This window comes from Streptomyces sp. NPDC029526 (assembly GCF_040637405.1).
GTDB lineage: Bacteria > Actinomycetota > Actinomycetes > Streptomycetales > Streptomycetaceae > Streptomyces.
This window is the reverse complement of the sequence record NZ_JBEZWE010000001.1, coordinates 148,840-168,747: the sequence shown is the minus strand read 5'-3', so window position 1 is coordinate 168,747 and position 19,908 is coordinate 148,840. Positions and strand designations below refer to the sequence as shown.

At 73.1% G+C, this 19,908-nt stretch carries 15 protein-coding genes and 1 pseudogene; 9 read left to right on the top strand and 7 right to left on the bottom strand.

Annotation, left to right across the window (positions count from 1 at the left end; translation table 11 throughout):
- Positions 1 to 63 precede the first annotated feature (63 nt).
- Together AB0F01_RS00780 and AB0F01_RS00775 are read left to right on the top strand one after the other, a co-directional pair.
- Positions 64 to 1,074, top strand: coding sequence for a TerC family protein (locus AB0F01_RS00780; protein ID WP_362088941.1), 1,011 nt, complete (start codon positions 64 to 66; stop codon positions 1,072 to 1,074).
- 273 nt (positions 1,075 to 1,347) lie between these two features.
- Positions 1,348 to 2,448: an ionic transporter y4hA gene (locus AB0F01_RS00775; protein ID WP_362088940.1), complete on the top strand. Its 1,101-nt coding sequence runs from the start codon at positions 1,348 to 1,350 to the stop codon at positions 2,446 to 2,448.
- 32 nt (positions 2,449 to 2,480) lie between these two features.
- Here the strand turns inward: AB0F01_RS00775 and AB0F01_RS00770 are convergent.
- Positions 2,481 to 3,127, bottom strand: a pseudogene (locus tag AB0F01_RS00770) (LD-carboxypeptidase).
- Between the two features lie 112 nt (positions 3,128 to 3,239).
- Between AB0F01_RS00770 and aroQ the strand changes: the two are divergent.
- Positions 3,240 to 3,713, top strand: coding sequence for a type II 3-dehydroquinate dehydratase (gene aroQ / locus AB0F01_RS00765; protein WP_362088939.1), 474 nt, complete (start codon positions 3,240 to 3,242; stop codon positions 3,711 to 3,713).
- Between the two features lie 460 nt (positions 3,714 to 4,173).
- Here aroQ and AB0F01_RS00760 read toward each other — a convergent pair whose 3' ends face one another.
- Positions 4,174 to 4,830: an MBL fold metallo-hydrolase gene (locus AB0F01_RS00760; RefSeq protein WP_362088938.1), complete on the bottom strand. Its 657-nt coding sequence runs from the start codon at positions 4,828 to 4,830 to the stop codon at positions 4,174 to 4,176.
- Between the two features lie 113 nt (positions 4,831 to 4,943).
- Positions 4,944 to 5,630 (bottom strand): maleylpyruvate isomerase family mycothiol-dependent enzyme, encoded by a 687-nt coding sequence (locus AB0F01_RS00755; protein WP_362088937.1) that lies wholly within the window; start codon positions 5,628 to 5,630, stop codon positions 4,944 to 4,946.
- A gap of 222 nt (positions 5,631 to 5,852) precedes the next feature.
- On the opposite strand from AB0F01_RS00755, the gene uvrA reads away from it, so the two are divergent.
- Positions 5,853 to 8,933, top strand: coding sequence for an excinuclease ABC subunit UvrA (gene uvrA / locus AB0F01_RS00750; RefSeq protein WP_362088936.1), 3,081 nt, complete (start codon positions 5,853 to 5,855; stop codon positions 8,931 to 8,933).
- Between the two features lie 171 nt (positions 8,934 to 9,104).
- Here the strand turns inward: uvrA and AB0F01_RS00745 are convergent, their stop codons facing one another.
- Together AB0F01_RS00745 and AB0F01_RS00740 are read right to left on the bottom strand one after the other, a co-directional pair.
- The gene (locus AB0F01_RS00745) at positions 9,105 to 10,013 is read right to left on the bottom strand and encodes a carbohydrate kinase (RefSeq protein WP_362088935.1); all 909 of its coding nucleotides are present in this window, start codon (positions 10,011 to 10,013) and stop codon (positions 9,105 to 9,107) included.
- A complete protein-coding gene (locus AB0F01_RS00740; protein ID WP_362088934.1) occupies positions 10,010 to 11,425 on the bottom strand; it encodes a LacI family DNA-binding transcriptional regulator in 1,416 nt (471 codons plus the stop codon). The genes AB0F01_RS00745 and AB0F01_RS00740 overlap by 4 nt, the downstream gene beginning before the upstream one ends.
- 558 nt (positions 11,426 to 11,983) lie before the next feature.
- Between AB0F01_RS00740 and AB0F01_RS00735 the strand changes: the two genes are divergently transcribed.
- Positions 11,984 to 12,403: a Rieske (2Fe-2S) protein gene (locus tag AB0F01_RS00735; protein ID WP_362088933.1), complete on the top strand. Its 420-nt coding sequence runs from the start codon at positions 11,984 to 11,986 to the stop codon at positions 12,401 to 12,403.
- Between the two features lie 141 nt (positions 12,404 to 12,544).
- On the opposite strand, the gene AB0F01_RS00730 is transcribed toward AB0F01_RS00735, so the two are convergent.
- Both AB0F01_RS00730 and AB0F01_RS00725 read right to left on the bottom strand, forming a co-directional pair.
- The gene (locus AB0F01_RS00730) at positions 12,545 to 13,501 is read right to left on the bottom strand and encodes a hypothetical protein (protein WP_362088932.1); all 957 of its coding nucleotides are present in this window, start codon (positions 13,499 to 13,501) and stop codon (positions 12,545 to 12,547) included.
- Positions 13,502 to 14,025: 524 nt separating this feature from the next.
- Complete coding sequence (locus AB0F01_RS00725) at positions 14,026 to 14,187, bottom strand: hypothetical protein (RefSeq protein WP_362088931.1); 162 nt, start codon at positions 14,185 to 14,187, stop codon at positions 14,026 to 14,028.
- A gap of 264 nt (positions 14,188 to 14,451) precedes the next feature.
- Between AB0F01_RS00725 and uvrC the strand changes: the two genes are divergently transcribed.
- The 4 genes from uvrC to whiA are packed head-to-tail and all read left to right on the top strand — an operon-like array spanning position 14,452 to position 19,833.
- A complete protein-coding gene (gene uvrC, locus AB0F01_RS00720; protein WP_362088930.1) occupies positions 14,452 to 16,641 on the top strand; it encodes an excinuclease ABC subunit UvrC in 2,190 nt (729 codons plus the stop codon).
- Positions 16,638 to 17,789, top strand: a complete 1,152-nt coding sequence (gene rapZ, locus AB0F01_RS00715) for an RNase adapter RapZ (RefSeq protein ID WP_362088929.1) — start codon at positions 16,638 to 16,640, stop codon at positions 17,787 to 17,789. Before uvrC ends, rapZ begins: the two co-directional genes overlap by 4 nt.
- The gene (gene yvcK, locus AB0F01_RS00710) at positions 17,786 to 18,853 is read left to right on the top strand and encodes a uridine diphosphate-N-acetylglucosamine-binding protein YvcK (RefSeq protein ID WP_362088928.1); all 1,068 of its coding nucleotides are present in this window, start codon (positions 17,786 to 17,788) and stop codon (positions 18,851 to 18,853) included. Before rapZ ends, yvcK begins: the two co-directional genes overlap by 4 nt.
- Positions 18,844 to 19,833 (top strand): DNA-binding protein WhiA, encoded by a 990-nt coding sequence (whiA, locus tag AB0F01_RS00705; protein ID WP_362088927.1) that lies wholly within the window; start codon positions 18,844 to 18,846, stop codon positions 19,831 to 19,833. The genes yvcK and whiA overlap by 10 nt, the downstream gene beginning before the upstream one ends.
- Positions 19,834 to 19,908 lie beyond the last annotated feature (75 nt).

Genomic DNA, 19,908 nt, shown 5'->3' with positions numbered 1-19,908 from the left:
TGGAAGAGACCTCCGGCAGCGACGACGCTGACTTTTGCCGTGAACGTATCTGCCGGAGGCGCAGTGGATGTTTCCCTGACCCTATGGGTCCTGACGATCGTGGGCCTGGCGGCCCTGATCTCGGTCGACTTCTTCATCGGCCGCAAACCGCACGACGTGTCCATCAAGGAAGCCGGGATCTGGACGGTCGTCTGGATCGTCCTGGCCGTCCTCTTCGGCATCGGCCTGCTGATCTTCGGCGGCGGACAGCCCGCCGGTGAGTTCTTCGCCGGCTTCATCACCGAGAAGTCGCTGAGCGTCGACAACCTCTTCGTCTTCGTCCTGATCATGGCGAAGTTCGCGGTGCCCTCGCAGTACCAGCAGCGGGTGCTGCTCGTCGGCGTCCTCATCGCCCTGGTCCTGCGGGCGATCTTCATCGCCGCCGGCGCGGCGATCCTGGCCAGCTTCTCCTGGGTCTTCTACATCTTCGGTGCGTTCCTCATCTGGACCGCCTGGAAGCTCATCCAGGAGGCCCGCGCCGACCAGGAGGACGAGGAGTTCGAGGAGAACAAGCTGCTCAAGGCGGCCGAGCGGCGCTTCGGAGTCGCCGACCGCTACCACGGCACCAAGCTGTGGATCGAGCAGAACGGCAAGCGGATCATGACGCCGATGCTGGTCGTCATGCTCGCCATCGGCACCACGGACGTGCTGTTCGCGCTCGACTCGATCCCCGCGATCTTCGGCCTGACCCAGGACCCGTACATCGTGTTCACGGCGAACGCGTTCGCCCTCATGGGTCTGCGCCAGCTGTACTTCCTGATCGGCGGCCTGCTGAAGAAGCTGGTCCACCTCTCGTACGGCCTGTCCGTCATCCTCGGCTTCATCGGTGTGAAGCTGGTGCTGCACGCGCTGCACGAGTCCGGCGTCCACGTACCCGAGATCAGCATCCCGGTCTCCCTGGGCGTCATCTGCTCCGTCCTGGTGATCACGACGATCACCAGCCTCCGGGCCTCCCGCAAACTGGCGGAAGCCGGAGCGGCGAAGGACGGCAGCGGCGACACCGACAGCGGCGACAAGGACAGCGTCGACGCCTGACGCACGGACACCACGCCGGGAGCGGCGGGCCGCGACACGCCGGCCACCGCTCCCGGCGCGCCCTGCCGTCCACCGGCCCGGCCCGCACGGGCCGACCCACCGCGCATCACCGGCGCCGCTCCGGGCGGCGCCCCCCGAACCGACCCCGACACGTACAGGAGGCCATGCGCACTCATGACGGACCCCGAGGCGACCAGGACGGTGGAACGGACGGGTGCCCCGGGCGCCGACGACCGGAGTGCAGCGGGTCGGGAGGTCTGCGACGATCGCCGCATGAGCGCTCGGATCAGGTCGCTCGCGACACGGTGGACGATCCTGGTACCGGCGCTGGCGGCCGTCCTGCTCGTCCTCACGTGGGGCCGCGACCTGCCCGGCATCGTCGTGGGCGTGGCGACCGCCGTCCTCGCGGGCTCCGTCCTGGCGGCGGTGCACCACGCGGAGGTCGTCGCCCACCGGGTCGGAGAACCGTTCGGCTCCCTGGTCCTGGCCGTCGCCGTCACGGTCATCGAGGTGGCGCTGATCGTCACGCTGATGCTCGACGGCGGCGACAAGAGCGCCACGCTCGCCCGGGACACCGTCTTCGCCGCCGTGATGATCACCTGCAACGGCATCATGGGGCTCAGTCTCCTGGTGGGTTCGCTGCGCCACGGCACGGCGGTGTTCAATTCGGAGGGCACCGGAGCCGCCCTCGCCACGGTCGCCACCCTGGCGACCCTCAGCCTGGTGCTGCCGACGTTCACCACGAGCCAGCCCGGCCCCGAGTTCTCCACGGTCCAGCTGACCTTCGCCGCCATCTCCTCCCTGGTCCTCTACGGCCTGTTCGTGGCCACCCAGACCATCAGACACCGGGACTACTTCCTGCCCCTCACCCGGCAGGGCGAGGTCATCTCGGGCGAGGAGCACGCCGAGGCCCCGTCGAACCGCACCGCCCTGATCAGCCTCGGCATGCTGGCACTCGCCCTGGTCGGAGTGGTCGGCCTCGCCAAAGGAGTGTCGCCGACCATCGAGTCCGGGGTGGAGGCCGCCGGGCTCCATCACGCCGTCGTCGGTGTGATCATCGCCCTGCTGGTGCTGCTGCCCGAGACCATCGCCGCGGTCCGTGCCGCGCGCCGCGACCGCGTGCAGACCAGCATGAACCTGGCGCTCGGCTCGGCCATGGCCAGCATCGGCCTGACCATCCCGGCGGTCGCCCTCGCCTCCCTGTGGCTCTCCGGGCCGCTGGTCCTCGGGCTCGGCAGCACGCACATGGTGCTCCTCGCCCTGACCGTCGTGGTGAGCGCGCTCACCGTGGTGCCGGGACGGGCCACACCCCTGCAGGGCGGCGTCCACCTGGTGCTGTTCGCCGCCTACATGGAGCTGGCGCTCAACCCGTAGCGCCGCCCGTACGCCCGGGCTTCGGGGCGGCGTCAGTAGCCGACGGTGATGCGCCGCGCGGGCCCGTCGACGCGCACCGTGCCGCCGTAGGGGATCACCACCTGCGGATCCGTGTGACCGAGGTCCACGTCGAAGACCACCACGGTGCCGGGGGCGTACGTCCGCACGGCACGCAGCACGGCCTCCCGCTGCTCGGCCGCGTAGGCCGCGCCCTCCTCGGGGCTGTGGGGGCGGTCGAAGAACCAGGTCTTCGGCCGCCCCCACAGCAGGGCCGGGAAGCGCCCGAGGAGGCCCCGCTCGCCCATGTTCCGCAGGAGCGCAGCCGGGCGAGCAGGTGGGTGTTGTCGCTCATCCCGAAGAACGGCTTCGGGTGGGCCCGCACCAGCTCCCGGTCCAGCAGCGGCAGCACCGTGATCTGGTCGTCGCCGCCGATCGCCGCCATCACCGCCTTGATGCCGGGGTCGGCGAACGCGGCATGCAGGTCGTCGGCACGCTGCCGGGGCGTCGAGCCCATGACCCGTGTCGCCGGGTACTCCACCGGCTCCAGCCCGTACTCCTCGCGCAGCCGCCGCAGGCCCAGCTCGAACGGGAGCGGGAACACCCCGGCGAGGCCGGAGGAGGGCGACAGCACGGCGATACGGTCGCCCGGTGCGGGTTTCGGCGGGTACACGGCGTCGATCACGAGGCGGGCGTAGGACGTGGCCGGTCCGCCGCGCACCGTGATAGACCGGGTCCCAGCGGCGGCCCCGGGAGGGTCCGCCCGCCCGTACGCCGAACGGACCGGAGGAACCGTGCCCCGCACGCTGGCCAGCGCCCCGATCATGATTCTCAACGGCCCCACCCTGAACCTGCTCGGAGAGCGCCAGCCGGAGATCTACGGGTCCGACACGCTCGCCGACGTCGAGGCCCGGTGCGCCGAGGCGGCGGCCGCGCACGGTGGCACCGTGGACCTGCGCCAGTCCAACCATGAAGGCGTGCTGGTGGACTGGATCCTGGAGGCACGGCTGAACCACTGCGGGATCGTCATCAACCCCGGCGCCTACTCGCACACCTCGGTCGCGATCCTGGACGCCCTCAACGCGTGTGACGGCCTGCCGGTGGTGGAGGTCCACATCTCCAACATCCACCGGCGCGAGTCGTTCCGGCACCACTCCTACGTCTCGCTGCGGGCCGACGGCGTCATCGCCGGGTGCGGGACGCAGGGGTACGTGTTCGCCGTCGAGCGGATCGCCGCCCTGGCCGGCCCGGCACGGGCCGAGGCGTGACCGCCTCGGGGGCAGGGGGATCGCGGGTGCGGGGGAGGGACCCGGGCTCCGCGCTCGAGCCCTTGAGACTCGAGCCCTCGAGACTCGAGCCCTTGAGACTCGAACCTCTGAGACTCGGGCCCTGAGGCTCGAACCTCACGGAGCGGGGAGGCCCGACGCCCGCTCAGCGGACCCCGCGTCCCCGGCCTCCCGGCATGCTTCCCGGCGGTGGACCGTCCGGTGATCCCGCCCGGAGCCGCCGGCCGAGGGCGGGGATGTGGACCGGCGGCCCGACCGCCGGGAAGCCGGCCTCCCGAGCGGAACGTCACCAGTTGACTGCGCTCGGCCACGCGCCGGGAGCGTGCGCGGGGCGCGAAAGTGTGCGAACGGTTCACACCGGGTGTGCGCCGCGCTTCGGTTGCCGGCTCTCCGTCGGGAACCGACGCGCGGGGGGAGCGGTGGGGTGCCGGTCCAGGAGGGGTCACCAGCCCCGCGCGCGCCACTCCGGCAGGTGCGGGCGCTCGGCGCCCAGGGTGGTGTCGTTCCCGTGGCCGGGGTAGACCCAGGTCTCGTCCGGGAGCACGTCGAAGATCTTGGTCTCGACGTCGTGGATCAGGGAGGCGAACGCCTCCGGATCCTGGTGGGTGTTGCCGACCCCGCCCGGGAACAGGCAGTCCCCGGTGAACACGTGCGGGTGCCCGTGCGGGTCGTCGTAGACCAGGGCGACGGAGCCCGGCGTGTGGCCGACCAGGTGCCGGGCGGTGAGCTCCACCTGCCCGACCCGGACCGTGTCGCCGTCGTCGAGCAGCACGTCGGTCGGTACCGGGATGCCCTCGGCGTCGTACCGGCCGGCGAGGGTGCGGGCCCCCGTGGCGGCCACCACCTCGGCGAGCGCCTGCCAGTGGTCCCCGTGCCGGTGGGTGGTGACGACCGCGGTGATGCCGTCGTCGCCGATGGTGCCGAGCAGGGTCCGCGCGTCGTTCGCCGCGTCGATGAGCAGCTGCTCGTCGGTGGCCCGGCAGCGCAGCAGGTACGCGTTGTTCTCCATGGGACCGACCGCGACCTTGGTGATCATCAGGTCCTTGAGTTCGTGCACGTCGGCCGGACCGCCGACCGTCACCCGACCGCTGTACGTCATGGCCGTCAGCCTATAGCGGACGGCCCGCCCGGTCGCCCCCGCCGGCCGCCCCCGCGCGGGCACCGCCGGGGGAACCGCGCGGGGCGCGGGGGCGCCGGCCGATCATGCGGCGGTCACAGCGGGGGCAGGGCCGGCAGCGCGCCGTTCTTCACGGTCAGTCCGGAGCCGTCGCGGCGGCCCGCGAGCCAGCCCACCAGGTCGGCGGGGCTCCCCTCCACGACGACCGGGACGTCCCCCGCCCCGCCGGTCGTCCAGGAGCGGCCGTCCGTGGTGCCGAGCCGGGTGGCGGGCACGTCGCGGTGCCCGGTGAACCGCTCCGCCAGGAAGCCGATCTCCCGCCGCACGAACTCCGCGGGCAGGTCCTCCAGCTCGTGGCCGATCCCGAGGTCCACGTGGTGCAGGGCGACCTCGGCCCAGCGCCGGAACGGCACCCGGCCGGCCCGGTCGGTGACGCCGTTGCGCAGCTCCACCGTGCGCGTCCAGTCCGACTCGGCGGCGCACACGGCGTCGAAGCGGGCCGCGCTCTCGCGCAGGTCGGCGAGCTGGTCGGTGACCGGACGCGGCGCGTCCCGCTCGATGTCGGCCTCCCGCGCCTCGGCGGAGACGTACATGGGGCGGCCCTCCATGACGTTCACCAGGGCGTCCGCGTTGCGCGCGAGGTGGGCCAGCACATGGCCCCGGGTCCAGCCCGGCAGGCGCGACGACTGGGTCACAGCCGTGTCGTCCAGCGCGGCGACGGCAGTGAGCAGCCGTTCGGTAGCGGCTTGTACAGAGGCCAGGTCATGGGCGTGATCATTCATGGTTGCTGACATTAGTCGCGCCACACCTTCGGGTGAAGGTGTCGACAACCGGCCATGATTCGAATGCACGTGCTATAAGGTCGGACGTGGCGTCGGGCATTCTGGAAAGCCGGGGATTGTTGTCAACCGTGAATCCGACCGGCGTTGTCAGTGGCTCCCCCTAGTCTGAGGAAGACGGGGGCCCCGCCCCTGTCACTTCTCTCAAGAAAGGTGCGGACCGGCGTGGCCGACCGTCTCATCGTCCGTGGAGCGCGCGAGCACAACCTCAAGAACGTCTCGCTCGACCTCCCGCGCGACTCGCTCATCGTCTTCACGGGCCTGTCGGGGTCGGGCAAGTCCTCGCTGGCCTTCGACACCATCTTCGCCGAGGGGCAGCGGCGTTACGTGGAGTCGCTCTCCTCGTACGCCCGGCAGTTCCTCGGGCAGATGGACAAGCCCGACGTCGACTTCATCGAGGGCCTCTCCCCGGCGGTCTCCATCGACCAGAAGTCGACCTCGCGCAACCCCCGCTCGACCGTCGGCACCATCACCGAGGTCTACGACTACCTCCGCCTGCTCTTCGCGCGCATCGGCAAGCCGCACTGCCCCGAGTGCGGACGCCCGATCTCCCGCCAGTCGCCGCAGGCCATCGTCGACCGCGTGCTGGAGCTCCCGGAGGGGAGCCGCTTCCAGGTGCTGTCGCCGCTGGTGCGCGAGCGCAAGGGCGAGTTCGTCGACCTCTTCTCCGACCTCCAGACCAAGGGCTACTCCCGCGCCCGGGTGGACGGCGCGACCGTCCAGCTGTCCGACCCGCCCACCCTGAAGAAGCAGGAGAAGCACACCATCGAGGTGGTCGTCGACCGCCTCACCGTGAAGGACAGCGCCAAGCGCCGCCTCACCGACTCCGTCGAGACCGCCCTCGGTCTGTCCGGCGGCATGGTCGTGCTGGACTTCGTCGACCTCCCCGAGGACGACCCCGAGCGCGAGCGGATGTTCTCGGAGCACCTGTACTGCCCGTACGACGACCTGTCCTTCGAGGAGCTGGAGCCCCGTTCCTTCTCCTTCAACTCGCCCTTCGGCGCCTGCCCGGAGTGCACCGGCATCGGCACCCGCATGGAGGTCGACCCGGAACTGATCGTGCCCGACGGGGACAAGAGCCTCGACGAGGGCGCCATCCACCCCTGGTCGCACGGCCACACCAAGGACTACTTCGACCGCCTGGTCGGAGCCCTGGCCGACGCGCTCGGCTTCCGCACCGACATCCCCTTCGCGGGCCTCCCGCAGCGCGCGAAGAAGGCGCTGCTGCACGGCCACAAGACGCAGGTCGAGGTGCGCTACCGCAACCGCTACGGAAGGGAACGCCGCTACACCACGGCGTTCGAGGGCGCCATCCCCTTCGTCAAGCGCCGGCACAGCGAGGCCGAGAGCGACTCGAGCCGTGAGCGCTTCGAGGGATACATGCGCGAGGTCCCGTGCCCCGCCTGTGAGGGCACTCGCCTCAAGCCGGTCGTCCTGGCGGTCACGGTCATGGGCAGGTCCATCGCCGAGGTCTCCGCCATGTCCATCAGCGACTGCGCGGACTTCCTGGGCGAGCTGAAGCTCACCGACCGCGACAAGAAGATCGCCGAGCGCGTGCTGAAGGAGGTCAACGAACGGCTGCGCTTCCTGGTCGACGTCGGCCTGGACTACCTCTCGCTCAACCGTGCCGCGGGTACCCTGTCCGGCGGTGAGGCCCAGCGCATCCGCCTGGCCACGCAGATCGGCTCCGGACTCGTCGGCGTGCTCTACGTCCTGGACGAGCCCTCCATCGGACTCCACCAGCGCGACAACCACCGGCTGATCGAGACCCTGGTCCGGCTGCGCGACATGGGCAACACGCTCATCGTCGTCGAGCACGACGAGGACACGATCAAGACGGCCGACTGGATCGTCGACATCGGCCCCGGCGCCGGCGAGCACGGCGGCCGGGTCGTGCACAGCGGCTCCCTCAAGGAACTCCTCGCCACCGAGGAGTCGCAGACCGGCCAGTACCTGTCGGGCCGCAAGTCCATCCCGCTGCCCGACGTCCGACGCCCGCTGGACCCGTCCCGCGTGCTCACCGTGCACGGAGCCCGCGAGAACAACCTCCAGGACATCGACGTGTCCTTCCCGCTGGGCGTGTTCACCGCGGTCACCGGCGTCTCCGGCTCGGGCAAGTCGACGCTGGTCAACGACATCCTCTACACCCACCTGGCCCGCGAGCTGAACGGCGCCCGCAGCGTGCCCGGACGGCACACCCGCGTGGACGGCGACGACCTCGTCGACAAGGTCGTGCACGTCGACCAGTCGCCGATCGGCCGCACGCCCCGCTCCAACCCGGCCACGTACACGGGTGTGTTCGACCACGTCCGCAAGCTGTTCGCCGAGACCACCGAGGCGAAGGTCCGCGGCTACATGCCCGGCCGCTTCTCCTTCAACGTCAAGGGCGGCCGCTGCGAGAACTGCGCGGGCGACGGCACCATCAAGATCGAGATGAACTTCCTCCCGGACGTGTACGTCCCGTGCGAGGTCTGCCACGGCGCCCGGTACAACCGGGAGACCCTGGAGGTCCACTACAAGGGCAAGTCCATCGCCGACGTGCTGAACATGCCGATCGAGGAGGCCATGCACTTCTTCGAGGCCGTCCCGGCGATCTCCCGCCACCTCAGGACGCTCAACGACGTGGGCCTCGGCTACGTCCGGCTCGGCCAGGCGGCGACGACCCTGTCCGGCGGTGAGGCCCAGCGCGTGAAGCTCGCCAGCGAGCTGCAGAAGCGCTCCACCGGCCGCACCGTCTACGTGCTGGACGAGCCGACCACCGGTCTGCACTTCGAGGACATCAACAAGCTCCTGAGGGTGCTGTCCGGACTGGTCGACAAGGGCAACACGGTCATCGTCATCGAGCACAACCTCGACGTGATCAAGACCGCCGACTGGATCGTCGACATGGGCCCCGAGGGCGGTTCCGGCGGCGGTCTGGTCGTCGCGGAGGGCACCCCCGAGGAGGTCGCCGGCGTGCCGACCAGCCACACCGGCAAGTTCCTGCGGGAGGTCCTCGGCGCGGAGCTGGTCAGCGACGCCGCTCCCGCCCCGGCCCGGCGCAAGACGGCGGCGCGGAAGACGGCCGCCGCGTCGGCGAGCGCCCGGACGGCCACCGCCCGGGCGAAGAAGCCGGCCCGCGCGGCCAAGGCAGGGTCGGCCGAGACCGGGTCGGCCGAGGCCGCGGAGTCCGCGGTGCCGGCCGAGGCCGCGAAGCCGGTGCGGACGACCGCCGCCAAGCGGGCGACGCGGGCCGCCAAGGCCTGACCCGGCGGGCCCGCCCCCGGGGCCACCGCCCGTCCCGGCACCGCGCCCACCCGCGCGCCCCTTCCCGAGCGTCCTCGGGAAGGGGCGCGCGGGCGCGCGTGCGGCCGGGTGCGCGTTCAGCTGTCCAGTTGGTGGGCGTGCGGTCAGCCGTCCAGTTGGTGGGCGTGCGGTTCAGCCGTCCAGTTCGTGGGCGTACGGCGGCTCAGCGCCCGCCCGGGAGCAGGTGACCGCCGCCGCCCGGGCGGCGAAGCCGAGCAGTCCCGCCCAGCCGTCGGCACCGAGTCCTGCCACTCCCGCCTCGCTCAGTGCTCCCCGGGCCGCGAGACCGTGCAGCAGGGCGGCGTTCACCGTGTCGCCCGCGCCGATCGTGTCCACCACGCGCACCGGCTCACCCGGCACCGCGTACTCGCCGCCGTCCCGGGTGAAGGCGACCAGCCCGTCACCGCCCCGGGTGAGCACGACCGCCGCCGGCCCGGCCGCCAGCCACTCCCGCGGGCTCCCGCCGAGCCACCGCGCGTCCTCCTCGGACAGCTTCAGCAGCGACACCGACGGCAGCCAGCCGCCGAACCGGGCCCGGTAGGCATCGGCGTCCGGGATCAGACCCGGCCGGATGTTGGGGTCGAGGGCGGTGAACACGCCCTGGGCCGACGCCGCGCGCATCAGCTCCTCGTAGGCCCCGGCTCCCGGCTCCAGCACCAGGGAGCAGGTGCCGAAGGACACCGCCCGCGTCCCGGCCGGCAGCGCCTCGGGCGCCGTGAACAGCCGGTCCGCGGTCCCCTCCACGTAGAAGGAGTAAGCCGCCGAGCCGTCCGCGCCGAGGGTGGCGAGGGCGAGCGTCGTCGGCTCGTCGCCCCGCTGCACCGCGGACACGTCGACGCCCGTGTCCCGCAGCCGGCCGAGCAGCGCCTCCCCGAAGGCGTCCCGGGAGACACGGGAGCAGAAGGCGGTGGGGGACCCGAGCCGCCCCAGCGCCACGGCCGTGTTGTACGGGCCGCCGCCGAGCGCGGGGGTCAACGGCGCGAGGGCGCCCGTTCCTCCGGGTACCAGGTCGATCAGTGCCTCACCGGCTACGACGATCACGAGGGGTTTCCTTTCCGGGAAGCGCGGGCTGTGTCACGGACGTGCGCGGGCCGCCGGGGGGCGGGGGACGCACCGCCTTCGCGACCGCCGGGTGCGCGGGACGAGCGGGGCCGGCCGACGGGGGTGCGCTCCTCCGGTCCGTCCGGGCAGCCGCAGGACGTGCGGTGCACGAAGGTGCACGGCAGCCGCACGGTCCGCGCGGGGGCGTCCGGCGCGGCGAGGCGGTCCAGGAGCACCTCGACCGCGCGGATGCCCATCTCCCGGCTGGGCTGGGCGATCGCGGTGAGCCGGGGCGAGAACAGGTCCGCCCAGGAGAAGTCGTCGAAGCAGCACAGCGCGAGGTCGTCGGGCACGGCCACGCCGTGGGTGCGCAGGGCGCGCAGGGCTCCGATGGTCATGGCGTTGTTCGCGGTGACCAACGCGGTGGGGGAGAGGCCCGACGCCAGCAGGTGGGCGGTGGCGCGCTCGCCGCCCGCCGACTCCGAGTCGCCGTGCACCAGCAGGCGCTCGTCGAACGGAAGTCCGGCCGCCGCGAGTCCCTGACGGTAACCGGCGATCCGCTCGTCGGTGGTGCTGAGTCCCGGCAGGCCCGCCACCATGGCGATGCGGCGGTGTCCGAGCCCGGCGAGGTGGGTCACCAGACGGGCCGTGGGCTCCGTGTTCTCGGCGCACACCTGGTCGAAGCACGGCCCGTCGTGGCCGAGGCGTGGCCCGTACCGGTCGGAGCGTGGCACGTCCTGGGGGGAGCCCGGCCGGTTCCGGGCGGAACCGGAACCCGGAGCGTCCCGGTCGAGGCGGGTCCCGTCCTGGGTGGGGGCCGGCTTTCCGTGGGGGACGCCCGGTCCCTCCTCCGGGTGGTCAGGTCCTTCCTGGAGGAGGCCCTCTCCGTCGCCGTCGAGGCTCCGGTCGGTCCGGGGCGCCCCGACGCGGTGGGGTGTGTCGTCGGGCGCCTGCTCCGCGGGCGGGGCCACCAGCCGGTCCAGGAACACCGCCGGTACGCGGTGGCGCGTGAGGTGGTCGACCAGCGCGTGGGGGCGCGGTGACGGTGCGACGATCACACCGTCCACCCGGCGCTCGTGCAGCAGCCTGGCGGCCCTGAGCTCGTGCTCCGGGTCGTCGTGCGGGTCGGCGACCAGCAGGCTGTACCCGTGTTCCAGGGCGGCTGCCTCGACTCCCTGCAGGATCTCGGTGAAGTACGGGTTGCTGATCGCCGAGACGGCCAGCCCGATCGACCGGGTCCGGGACGTCACCAGGGAGCGGGCCAGCGTGTTGCGGGTGTAGCCGAGTGCCTCGACGGCGTCCAGGACCGCCCGGCTGGTGTGGGGGAGGACCGCCCTGGTGCCGTTCAGGACGTGGGAGACGGTCGCTACGGAGACACCTGCCCGTCGCGCCACGTCGGCCATGGTCGCCATCGCGCTCCTCGTTCCCTTCCTCCGGCTCCTGCCTCCGCGCCGGGTTGGGGCGCGCACGGTGGCCGGGCGGCCAAGCCGTCGGCCGGGGCGGGGTCCCGTGGGCCCGGGCGGGCCCGGCCCGGGTACGGACGCACGCCTCGGTCCTCGCCCACGAGTCGCGGACCGTGCCGGCCTCGCGCAGGGTGGGGAGGCTGCGCGTTCCGGGCGCCGGGGCTGCGGTTCTCCGTCCCGCGCAGGACGGTAGCTCATCCGGACGGGGAGGTAAACGCTTGCGCGAACGATTGCGCAAGCGTTTACCTCCCGCTGCCGCTGCCGCTGCCGCTGCCGCTGTGCCGCCTCCGCCACTGCCCGAACCCGGACGGCCGCCGGTGCGGCCCTGGAGCGGTGTCCGAGCCGTCGGCCCGGCCCTGGTCACCCGGGTCCGTCACCCGCGTCGCCGTCACGGGGCCCACCCGTCATCCGGAACCAGCACCCCCGGTATCGTCCCTGTCGACCCTCGCACCGCGCCGCCGTCGTGTCGGCGCCGTGCCGTAACCCTCCGACCAGCAGGAGCCCGTGATGTCCGCCCGTCCCGCCGCGAGTCGCCGTACCGTCCTGAGGGGTGTGGCCCTCGCGCCGGTCGCAGGGCTGGGGCTCACCGCCTGCGGCCGTGTCGAGGACAAGCCGGCCGCGCTGACGGAGCCGGTCGAGCTCGGCGCCGAGACGGAGGTGGCCGCGGGCAGCGCCCGCCTCTACCCGGACCACAACGTCGTCGTCAGCCGGGCGGAGGACGGCACGCTCACGGCCCACAGCACCATCTGCACCCACGCGCGGTGCCCCGCCAACAAGCTGGACGGGACCAGGCTGATCTGTCCCTGCCACGGCAGTGAGTTCGACGTCACCACCGGCAAGGCGACGCGCGAACCGGCTGTCGCGCCCCTGGACCGCCTGACGGTCGAGGTGAAGGACGGAACCATCGTCGCCGCTCCGGAAGCCTGACCCGTGCCGGCGACGGTCACCGGCTGAGCAGCCGCTCCGCGTCGACGCCGGGCCCCGCACGCCGGTGCCTCGGCCCCGTGCCGGTGCCGTGGGGCCGGCCGCCCGTCGCCCGCCCGGTGACGCTCCTGCCCGCGGTGGCCGTCAGGCCCAGTCCCAGGCGATGCCCACGTATCCCGACCGGACGCGCGGTTCCACCAGGTGCACCGAGCGGTGTCGACCACTGAGCGGGAGGGACTGACGGCCGCCGCGCGGCGCCGCCGCGGTGTGCTGGGTGAAGCGGTGGCAGCGCACGGGCATGGCCCCGGCGTCGAAGCCGACCTGGAGCGCGTACTGGCCCCCCGGCGTGCCGGTCCGGTGGACGTACTCGCGGGAGATGCCCGCCGTGCCGTCCTCCACGGCGTAGCGGAACAGATAGGTGTCCCCGGCCCGCAGCCGGGTGTCGAAGAGGAGCTCGACGGCGAGGACGCCCGAGTCGTGGTGCCGGCGGACGCGCCCCGCGCGGCAGTTCTCCAGGGCGTGCACGGTCATCCGCGCGGGCGCCGCCCCCGGATCACCGTGGTGGACGGCGACGAAGCGGTCCACGCCGTCCAGGTGGGCGCGCACGATGAGGTGCGACTCGCGTCCGGCCAGTTCACGGCGTGCGCCGATGCGGACCCGCTCGTGCTCGCCCAGGATGTGCAGCCCGCTGTCCCGGGGGACGCCGAAGTCGGCGAGCAGTCGCTCCACGACCCCGGACGCCTCCACCAGCGAGCGGTAGGACGGCCCGCCGGGCCGCGGGTTCGCCGAGCGTTCGGCGGACCCCCCGGGATCGGCGAGCAGCCGGATGAGCGACTCCTCGGGCAGCTGCAGGATCTCCTCCAGGGCCCGGACGGCCCGCAGCGACTCCGGGCGCTGCGGGCGCCGGGCACCCTGCTGCCAGTAGCTGAGGCTGGTGACACCGACTTTCACGCCGTGGCGCGACAGGTGGTGCTGCACCCGCTGCAGGGGGAGGCCGCGGGCGGCGATCGCGGCCCGCAGGGCTACGTGGAAGGGGCCGCCGCGCAGAACCGCGTCCAGGTCCGCGGTGGCAACGTCCGCGTGCGGTGTGGCGTGCGGCATGCAGGGGCCTTTCTGTGAATGTCCACAACGGGGGTCGGACCGTTCGCGCCCGCGCCCGGGCCGCTTCGCCGGCACGGCGGGGGGTCCCACATCCGTACGCCGCCGCCCGGAGCCCGGAGTTCCCCCGCATTGAAGCGTGTTGACCAGGTCCCGACAACACCTCGGTCCCACAGTCGCCGCCAACCGCCGCACACGGGAGAGGGCCGTACCGGCCGTGGGGCCGGTACGGCCCTCCCGACCGTCCCGTGATGCACTCTTTGTCGCGTCGGGGCCCGTCGCCCGTGCGTGACAGCTCGCCCCGGACGGCCCTTCCGGCGAGGGACGCCCCCGAAGGGCGACGCTCCTGTCCGCCTGCCGCACCGCCGGGTCGCTGCCGGAACGGAACCGCCCACTCGACCGCCTCGTGGTCGCCCCCAGGCGGGCCGGGGCCGCCTCAGCAGGCGGTCGGGGTAGCCCAGCGGCTGGGCGGGGGCCGCCCCAGCGACCGGCTCGGGCTCGCCCCAGTGAGCGGACCGTCCCGCTCCTCAGCTCCGGCCGGAGCTGTCCAGTTCCCGTGCCCGGAGTCTCTTGGCCCGCACGATGTCCGGGTCGCGGGGGTCGAGGGAGCCGGTGAAGGGCGGGACCTCGTCCGTGTACCGGCGGGTCCGGGCAGGCCGTCGGGGTTTCTCGATCCGCGTCTGTCGCATTCGACCAGCCCTCCGCACTCGTGACCGTCCGTCCCGCGGCATCCCGGTCGCCCGTTCCACGGCCGTTTAGCAGCGCGTCCGGCTCGTGGCCGGTCCGCTGCCGCCCGGCTCACGGTCGTCCGTCTCCGCCCCGAGGCGTGGACCCCCCACCTTCCCGCTCCGACAGCCGCTAACCCCTCCGGGTCCGGCGGTTCCGCCGCGCCCGTCCTCGCCTCACCCCGTGGGCCCGCCGGGGTGTCGGTCCCCGCCAGTAGGGTGTGAGGCATGGCCGACCCCTCCAGCTACCGCCCCAAACCGGGCGAGATCCCCGACTCGCCGGGGGTCTACCGGTTCCGCGACGAGCACCGCCGGGTGATCTACGTCGGGAAGGCGAAGAGCCTGCGCCAGCGCCTGGCGAACTACTTCCAGGACCTGGCCGGACTCCACCCGCGCACCCGTTCGATGGTCACCACGGCCGCGTCCGTGGAGTGGACGGTGGTGTCCACGGAGGTCGAGGCGCTCCAGCTGGAGTACTCCTGGATCAAGGAGTACGACCCCCGGTTCAACGTCAAGTACCGCGACGACAAGAGCTACCCGTACCTCGCCGTCACGATGAACGAGGAGTTCCCGCGCGTCCAGGTGATGCGCGGGCACAAGAAGAAGGGCGTGCGCTACTTCGGCCCGTACGCGCACGCCTGGGCGATCCGCGACACCGTGGACCTGCTGCTGCGGGTCTTCCCGGTGCGGACCTGCTCGGCCGGGGTCTTCAAGAACGCCGCCCGCACCGGGCGCCCGTGCCTGCTCGGCTACATCGACAAGTGCTCGGCGCCCTGCGTGGACCGCATCTCCGCCGAGGACCACCGGGAACTGGCCGAGGAGTTCTGCGACTTCATGGCCGGCCGCACCGGCACCTATCTGCGCCGCCTGGAGCAGCGGATGGCGCGGGCCGCGGAGGACATGGAGTACGAGCGGGCCGCCCGGCTGCGCGACGACATCGGAGCCCTGAAGAAGGCCATGGAGAAGAACGCGGTCGTGCTCGCCGACGCGACCGACGCCGACCTGATCGCGGTGGCCGAGGACGAGCTGGAGGCGGCGGTCCAGATCTTCCACGTGCGCGGCGGGCGGGTGCGCGGCCAGCGCGGCTGGGTCACCGACAAGGTCGAGGAGATCACCACCGGCGCCCTGGTGGAGCACGCCCTGCAGCAGCTCTACGGCGAGGAGACCGGCGACGCGGTCCCCCGCGAGGTCCTGGTCCCCGCCCTGCCGGACCCCGTCGAACCGGTCCAGGAGTGGCTCACCGGGCGGCGTGGGGCGAACGTCTCGCTGCGCGTCCCGCAGCGCGGCGACAAGAAGGCGCTGATGGAGACGGTGCAGCGCAACGCCCAGCAGGCGCTGGTGCTGCACAAGACCAAGCGGGCGTCGGACCTGACCACGCGCTCCCGCGCGCTGGAGGAGATCGCCGAGGCCCTGGACCTGGACAGCGCGCCCCTGCGGATCGAGTGCTACGACATCTCCCACCTCCAGGGTGACGACGTGGTGGCCTCGATGGTCGTCTTCGAGGACGGGCTGGCGCGCAAGAGCGAGTACCGCCGCTTCCAGATCAAGAGCTTCGCCGGGCAGGACGACGTCCGCTCCATGCACGAGGTGATCACCCGGCGCTTCCGCCGCTACCTCGCCGAGAAGGAACGGACGGGGGAGTGGACCGACTCCGGTCCCGCCGGGGCCGCGGAACCCGCCACGTCCACGGAACCCGCCACCTCGTCGGAAGGCACGGAAGGCACGGAAGGCACGGAAGGCGCGTCGGGCGCGGCCCCCGGCGGCCTCGCCGAGCCGCCGGCCGACACCCTCACCGAGCCGCCGACCGACACCCTCACCGAGGACGACGGGCGTCCCAAGCGCTTCGCGTACCCGCCCCAGCTCGTCGTGGTCGACGGCGGCGCCCCGCAGGTCGCGGCGGCCCGGCGGGCGCTGGACGAGCTCGGCATCGACGACATCGCCGTGTGCGGCCTCGCCAAGCGCCTGGAGGAGGTCTGGCTGCCGGGCGAGGACGACCCGGTGGTGATGCCCCGCACCAGCGAGGGCCTCTACCTGCTCCAGCGGGTCCGCGACGAGGCGCACCGCTTCGCGATCACCTACCAGCGGACCCGGCGGGCCAAGCGCTTCCGGGCGGGCCCGCTGGACGAGGTGCCCGGCCTGGGCGAGGCCCGTAAGCGGGCCCTGATCAAGCACTTCGGTTCGGTGAAGAAGCTGCGCTCGGCGACCATCGAACAGATCTGTGAGGTTCCGGGCATAGGCCGCAAGACCGCCGAGGTGATCGCCGCGGCCTTCGCCCGGGCGGCACTCCCGGCCCCGGCCGTGAACACGGCCACGGGAGAGATCATGGATGACGAGGAAGAACCCGGGCAGGCGACGGGTTCTCCCGGGGAGCCCGTGTCCGCGGGCGCCCCGGACGACCGACGGGGGCAGGAGAGATGACCGAGCACGACGAACGGCCCGGCACGCGGCAGGACCGCGCGGAGCACGAGCACGCGCACCGGGACACCGCACCCCAGGACCGCCCGCACCAGGAGCCCGCGGAACAGCGGGCCGCCGGCGCCCCGACCGGCCGCGGCAGCCACGCCGGCCACGGCGGCGGCAGGGACGGCGGCGGGAACGGCGCCGGCAGCGGCGACGACAGGGGCCCCGGCGGCGACAGCGGCCCGGCCCAGGACAACGGAGCACAGGTGAGTACGGGCAAGGAAAAGGCCGGGGTGCCCGAGGCGGCCATCCCCGAGCTGGTGATCATCTCCGGCATGTCCGGAGCCGGCCGCTCCACGGCGGCCAAGTGTCTGGAGGACCTCGGCTGGTTCGTCGTCGACAACCTGCCGCCCGCGCTGATCCCCACCATGGTGGAGCTCGGCGCGCGCTCCCAGGGCAACGTGGCCCGCATCGCGGTCGTCGTCGACGTGCGCGGCCGGCGCTTCTTCGACAACCTGCGCGAATCCCTCGCCGACCTGGACTCGCGAGGCGTCACCCGGCGGATCGTCTTCCTGGAGTCCTCCGACGACACCCTGGTCCGCCGCTTCGAGGGCGTGCGCCGGCCCCACCCCCTCCAGGGCGACGGCCGCATCGTGGACGGCATCGCCGCCGAGCGGGAACTGCTGCGCGAGCTGCGCGGCGACGCCGACCTGGTGATCGACACCTCCAGCCTCAACGTCCACGAGCTGCGCGCCAAGATGGACGCCCAGTTCGCCGGCGAGGAGGAGCCCGAGCTGCGGGCCACCGTGATGTCCTTCGGCTTCAAGTACGGGCTGCCCGTCGACGCCGACCTGGTCGTCGACATGCGCTTCCTGCCCAACCCGCACTGGGTCCCGGAGCTGCGCCCGTACACCGGCCTCAACGAGGAGGTCGCGTCGTACGTCTTCGAGCGTCCAGGCGCCAAGGAGTTCCTCGACCGGTACACCGAGCTGCTGCGCCTGGTCGCCGCCGGCTACCGCCGCGAGGGCAAGCGCTACGTCACCATCGCCGTCGGCTGCACCGGCGGGAAGCACCGCTCGGTCGCCATGTCGGAGAAGCTCGCCGCGCGGCTCGTCGCCGAGGGCGTGGAGACGGTGGTCGTCCACCGGGACATGGGACGGGAATGACCGGACGTTCACCGCGGCTGGGCCGGCTGCGCCGGGCGGTGCCCGAGGGGCGCTCCGGACGGCCGGCCGACGCCCGGGGCGGCAGACCGCGGCGCCGGGGCACCCAGCCCAAGGTCGTGGCCCTCGGCGGCGGCATGGGCCTGTCGGCCTCGCTGGCCGCGCTGCGCCGGATCACCGGCGACCTCACCGCCGTCGTCACGGTGGCCGACGACGGCGGCTCCAGCGGGCGCCTGCGGGACGAGCTGGGTGTGCTGCCGCCCGGCGACCTGCGCAAGGCGCTGGCCGCGCTGTGCGGCGACGACGACTGGGGCCAGACCTGGGCCCGGGTCATCCAGCACCGCTTCCAGTCCCACGGCGACCTGCACGAGCACGCGGTCGGCAACCTGCTGATCGTCGCCCTGTGGGAGCAGCTCGGCGACCATGTGCAGGCCCTGGACCTGGTGGGCCGGCTGCTCGGCGCGCACGGGCGGGTGCTGCCCATGTCCGCGGTGCCGCTCGAGCTCCAGGCCCTGGTCAGGGGCCACGACCCCGAGCGGCCGGACGACGTCGACACCGTCCGCGGCCAGGCGACCGTGGCCCTCACCCCCGGCGAGGTGCAGTCCGTGCACCTGGTGCCGAAGGACCCGCCCGCGGTGCCCGACGCGGTCGAGGCGGTGCTCGACGCGGACTGGGTGGTGCTCGGCCCCGGCTCGTGGTTCTCCTCGGTGATCCCGCACCTGCTCGTGCCCGATCTGCTCGACGCCCTCGTCCGCACCAAGGCCCGTCGGGTGCTGTCGTTGAACCTCGCCCCGCAGCCCGGAGAAACCGAGGGCTTCTCCCCGCAGCGTCATTTGGAGGTTTTGGGACGACACGCCCCTAAACTCGCCCTGGACGTGGTGCTCGCCGACGAGGCCGCCGTACCCGACCGCGACTCGCTGACCGATGCCGCCAAGGGACTCGGTGCGGCGGTCGAACTGGCGCCGGTGGCCCGCCCCGACGGCAGTCCCCGGCACGACCCGGAACTGCTGGCCGCCGCGTACGACCGTATTTTTCGGATGCATGGAAGGATCGGCCCATGGCGATGACGGCAGCGGTGAAGGACGAGATCTCCCGGCTTCCCGTCACCCGGACCTGCTGCAGAAAGGCGGAGGTCTCCGCCCTGCTGCGGTTCGCCGGCGGCCTTCACCTGGTGAGCGGGCGCATCGTGATCGAGGCGGAGCTGGACACCGCGATGGCGGCCCGCCGTCTCAAGCGGGACGTGCTGGAGATTTTCGGCCACGGTTCGGAACTGATCGTGATGGCCCCCGGCGGACTGCGCCGGGGTTCGCGTTACGTCGTCCGGGTGGTCGCGGGCGGTGACCAGCTGGCCCGCCAGACGGGTCTGGTGGACGGCCGCGGGCGCCCGATCCGCGGTCTGCCCCCGCAGGTGGTCTCGGGGGCCACCTGCGACGCGGAGGCGGCCTGGCGGGGCGCCTTCCTGGCGCACGGCTCGCTCACCGAGCCCGGCCGCTCCTCCTCCCTGGAGGTGACCTGCCCCGGACCCGAGGCCGCGCTGGCCCTGGTCGGCGCCGCCCGCCGGCTGGCGATCGGCGCCAAGGCGCGCGAGGTGCGCGGCGTGGACCGGGTCGTGGTCCGCGACGGGGACGCCATCGGGGCGCTGCTCACCCGGCTCGGCGCGCACGAGTCGGTGCTGGCCTGGGAGGAGCGCCGGATGCGCCGCGAGGTGCGGGCCACGGCGAACCGGCTGGCCAACTTCGACGACGCCAACCTGCGCCGTTCCGCCCGCGCGGCCGTCGCCGCCGGTGCCCGGGTGCAGCGTGCTCTGGAGATCCTCGCCGACGACGTCCCCGAGCACCTCGCCGCGGCCGGCCGGCTGCGCATGGAGCACAAGCAGGCGTCCCTGGAGGAGCTGGGCGCCCTCGCCGACCCGCCGCTGACCAAGGACGCCGTCGCCGGCCGCATCCGCCGGCTGCTCGCCATGGCGGACAAGCGCGCCGCCGACCTGGGCATCCCGGGTACGGAGGCCAACCTCAGCGAGGAGCTGGCCGACAACCTCGTCGGCTGATCCGCACGGCCGCCGGACGGCGCGTCGGTCCGGCGTCGTCCCGTACGCCACGGCGAAGGGCCGACGGGTCCGGCC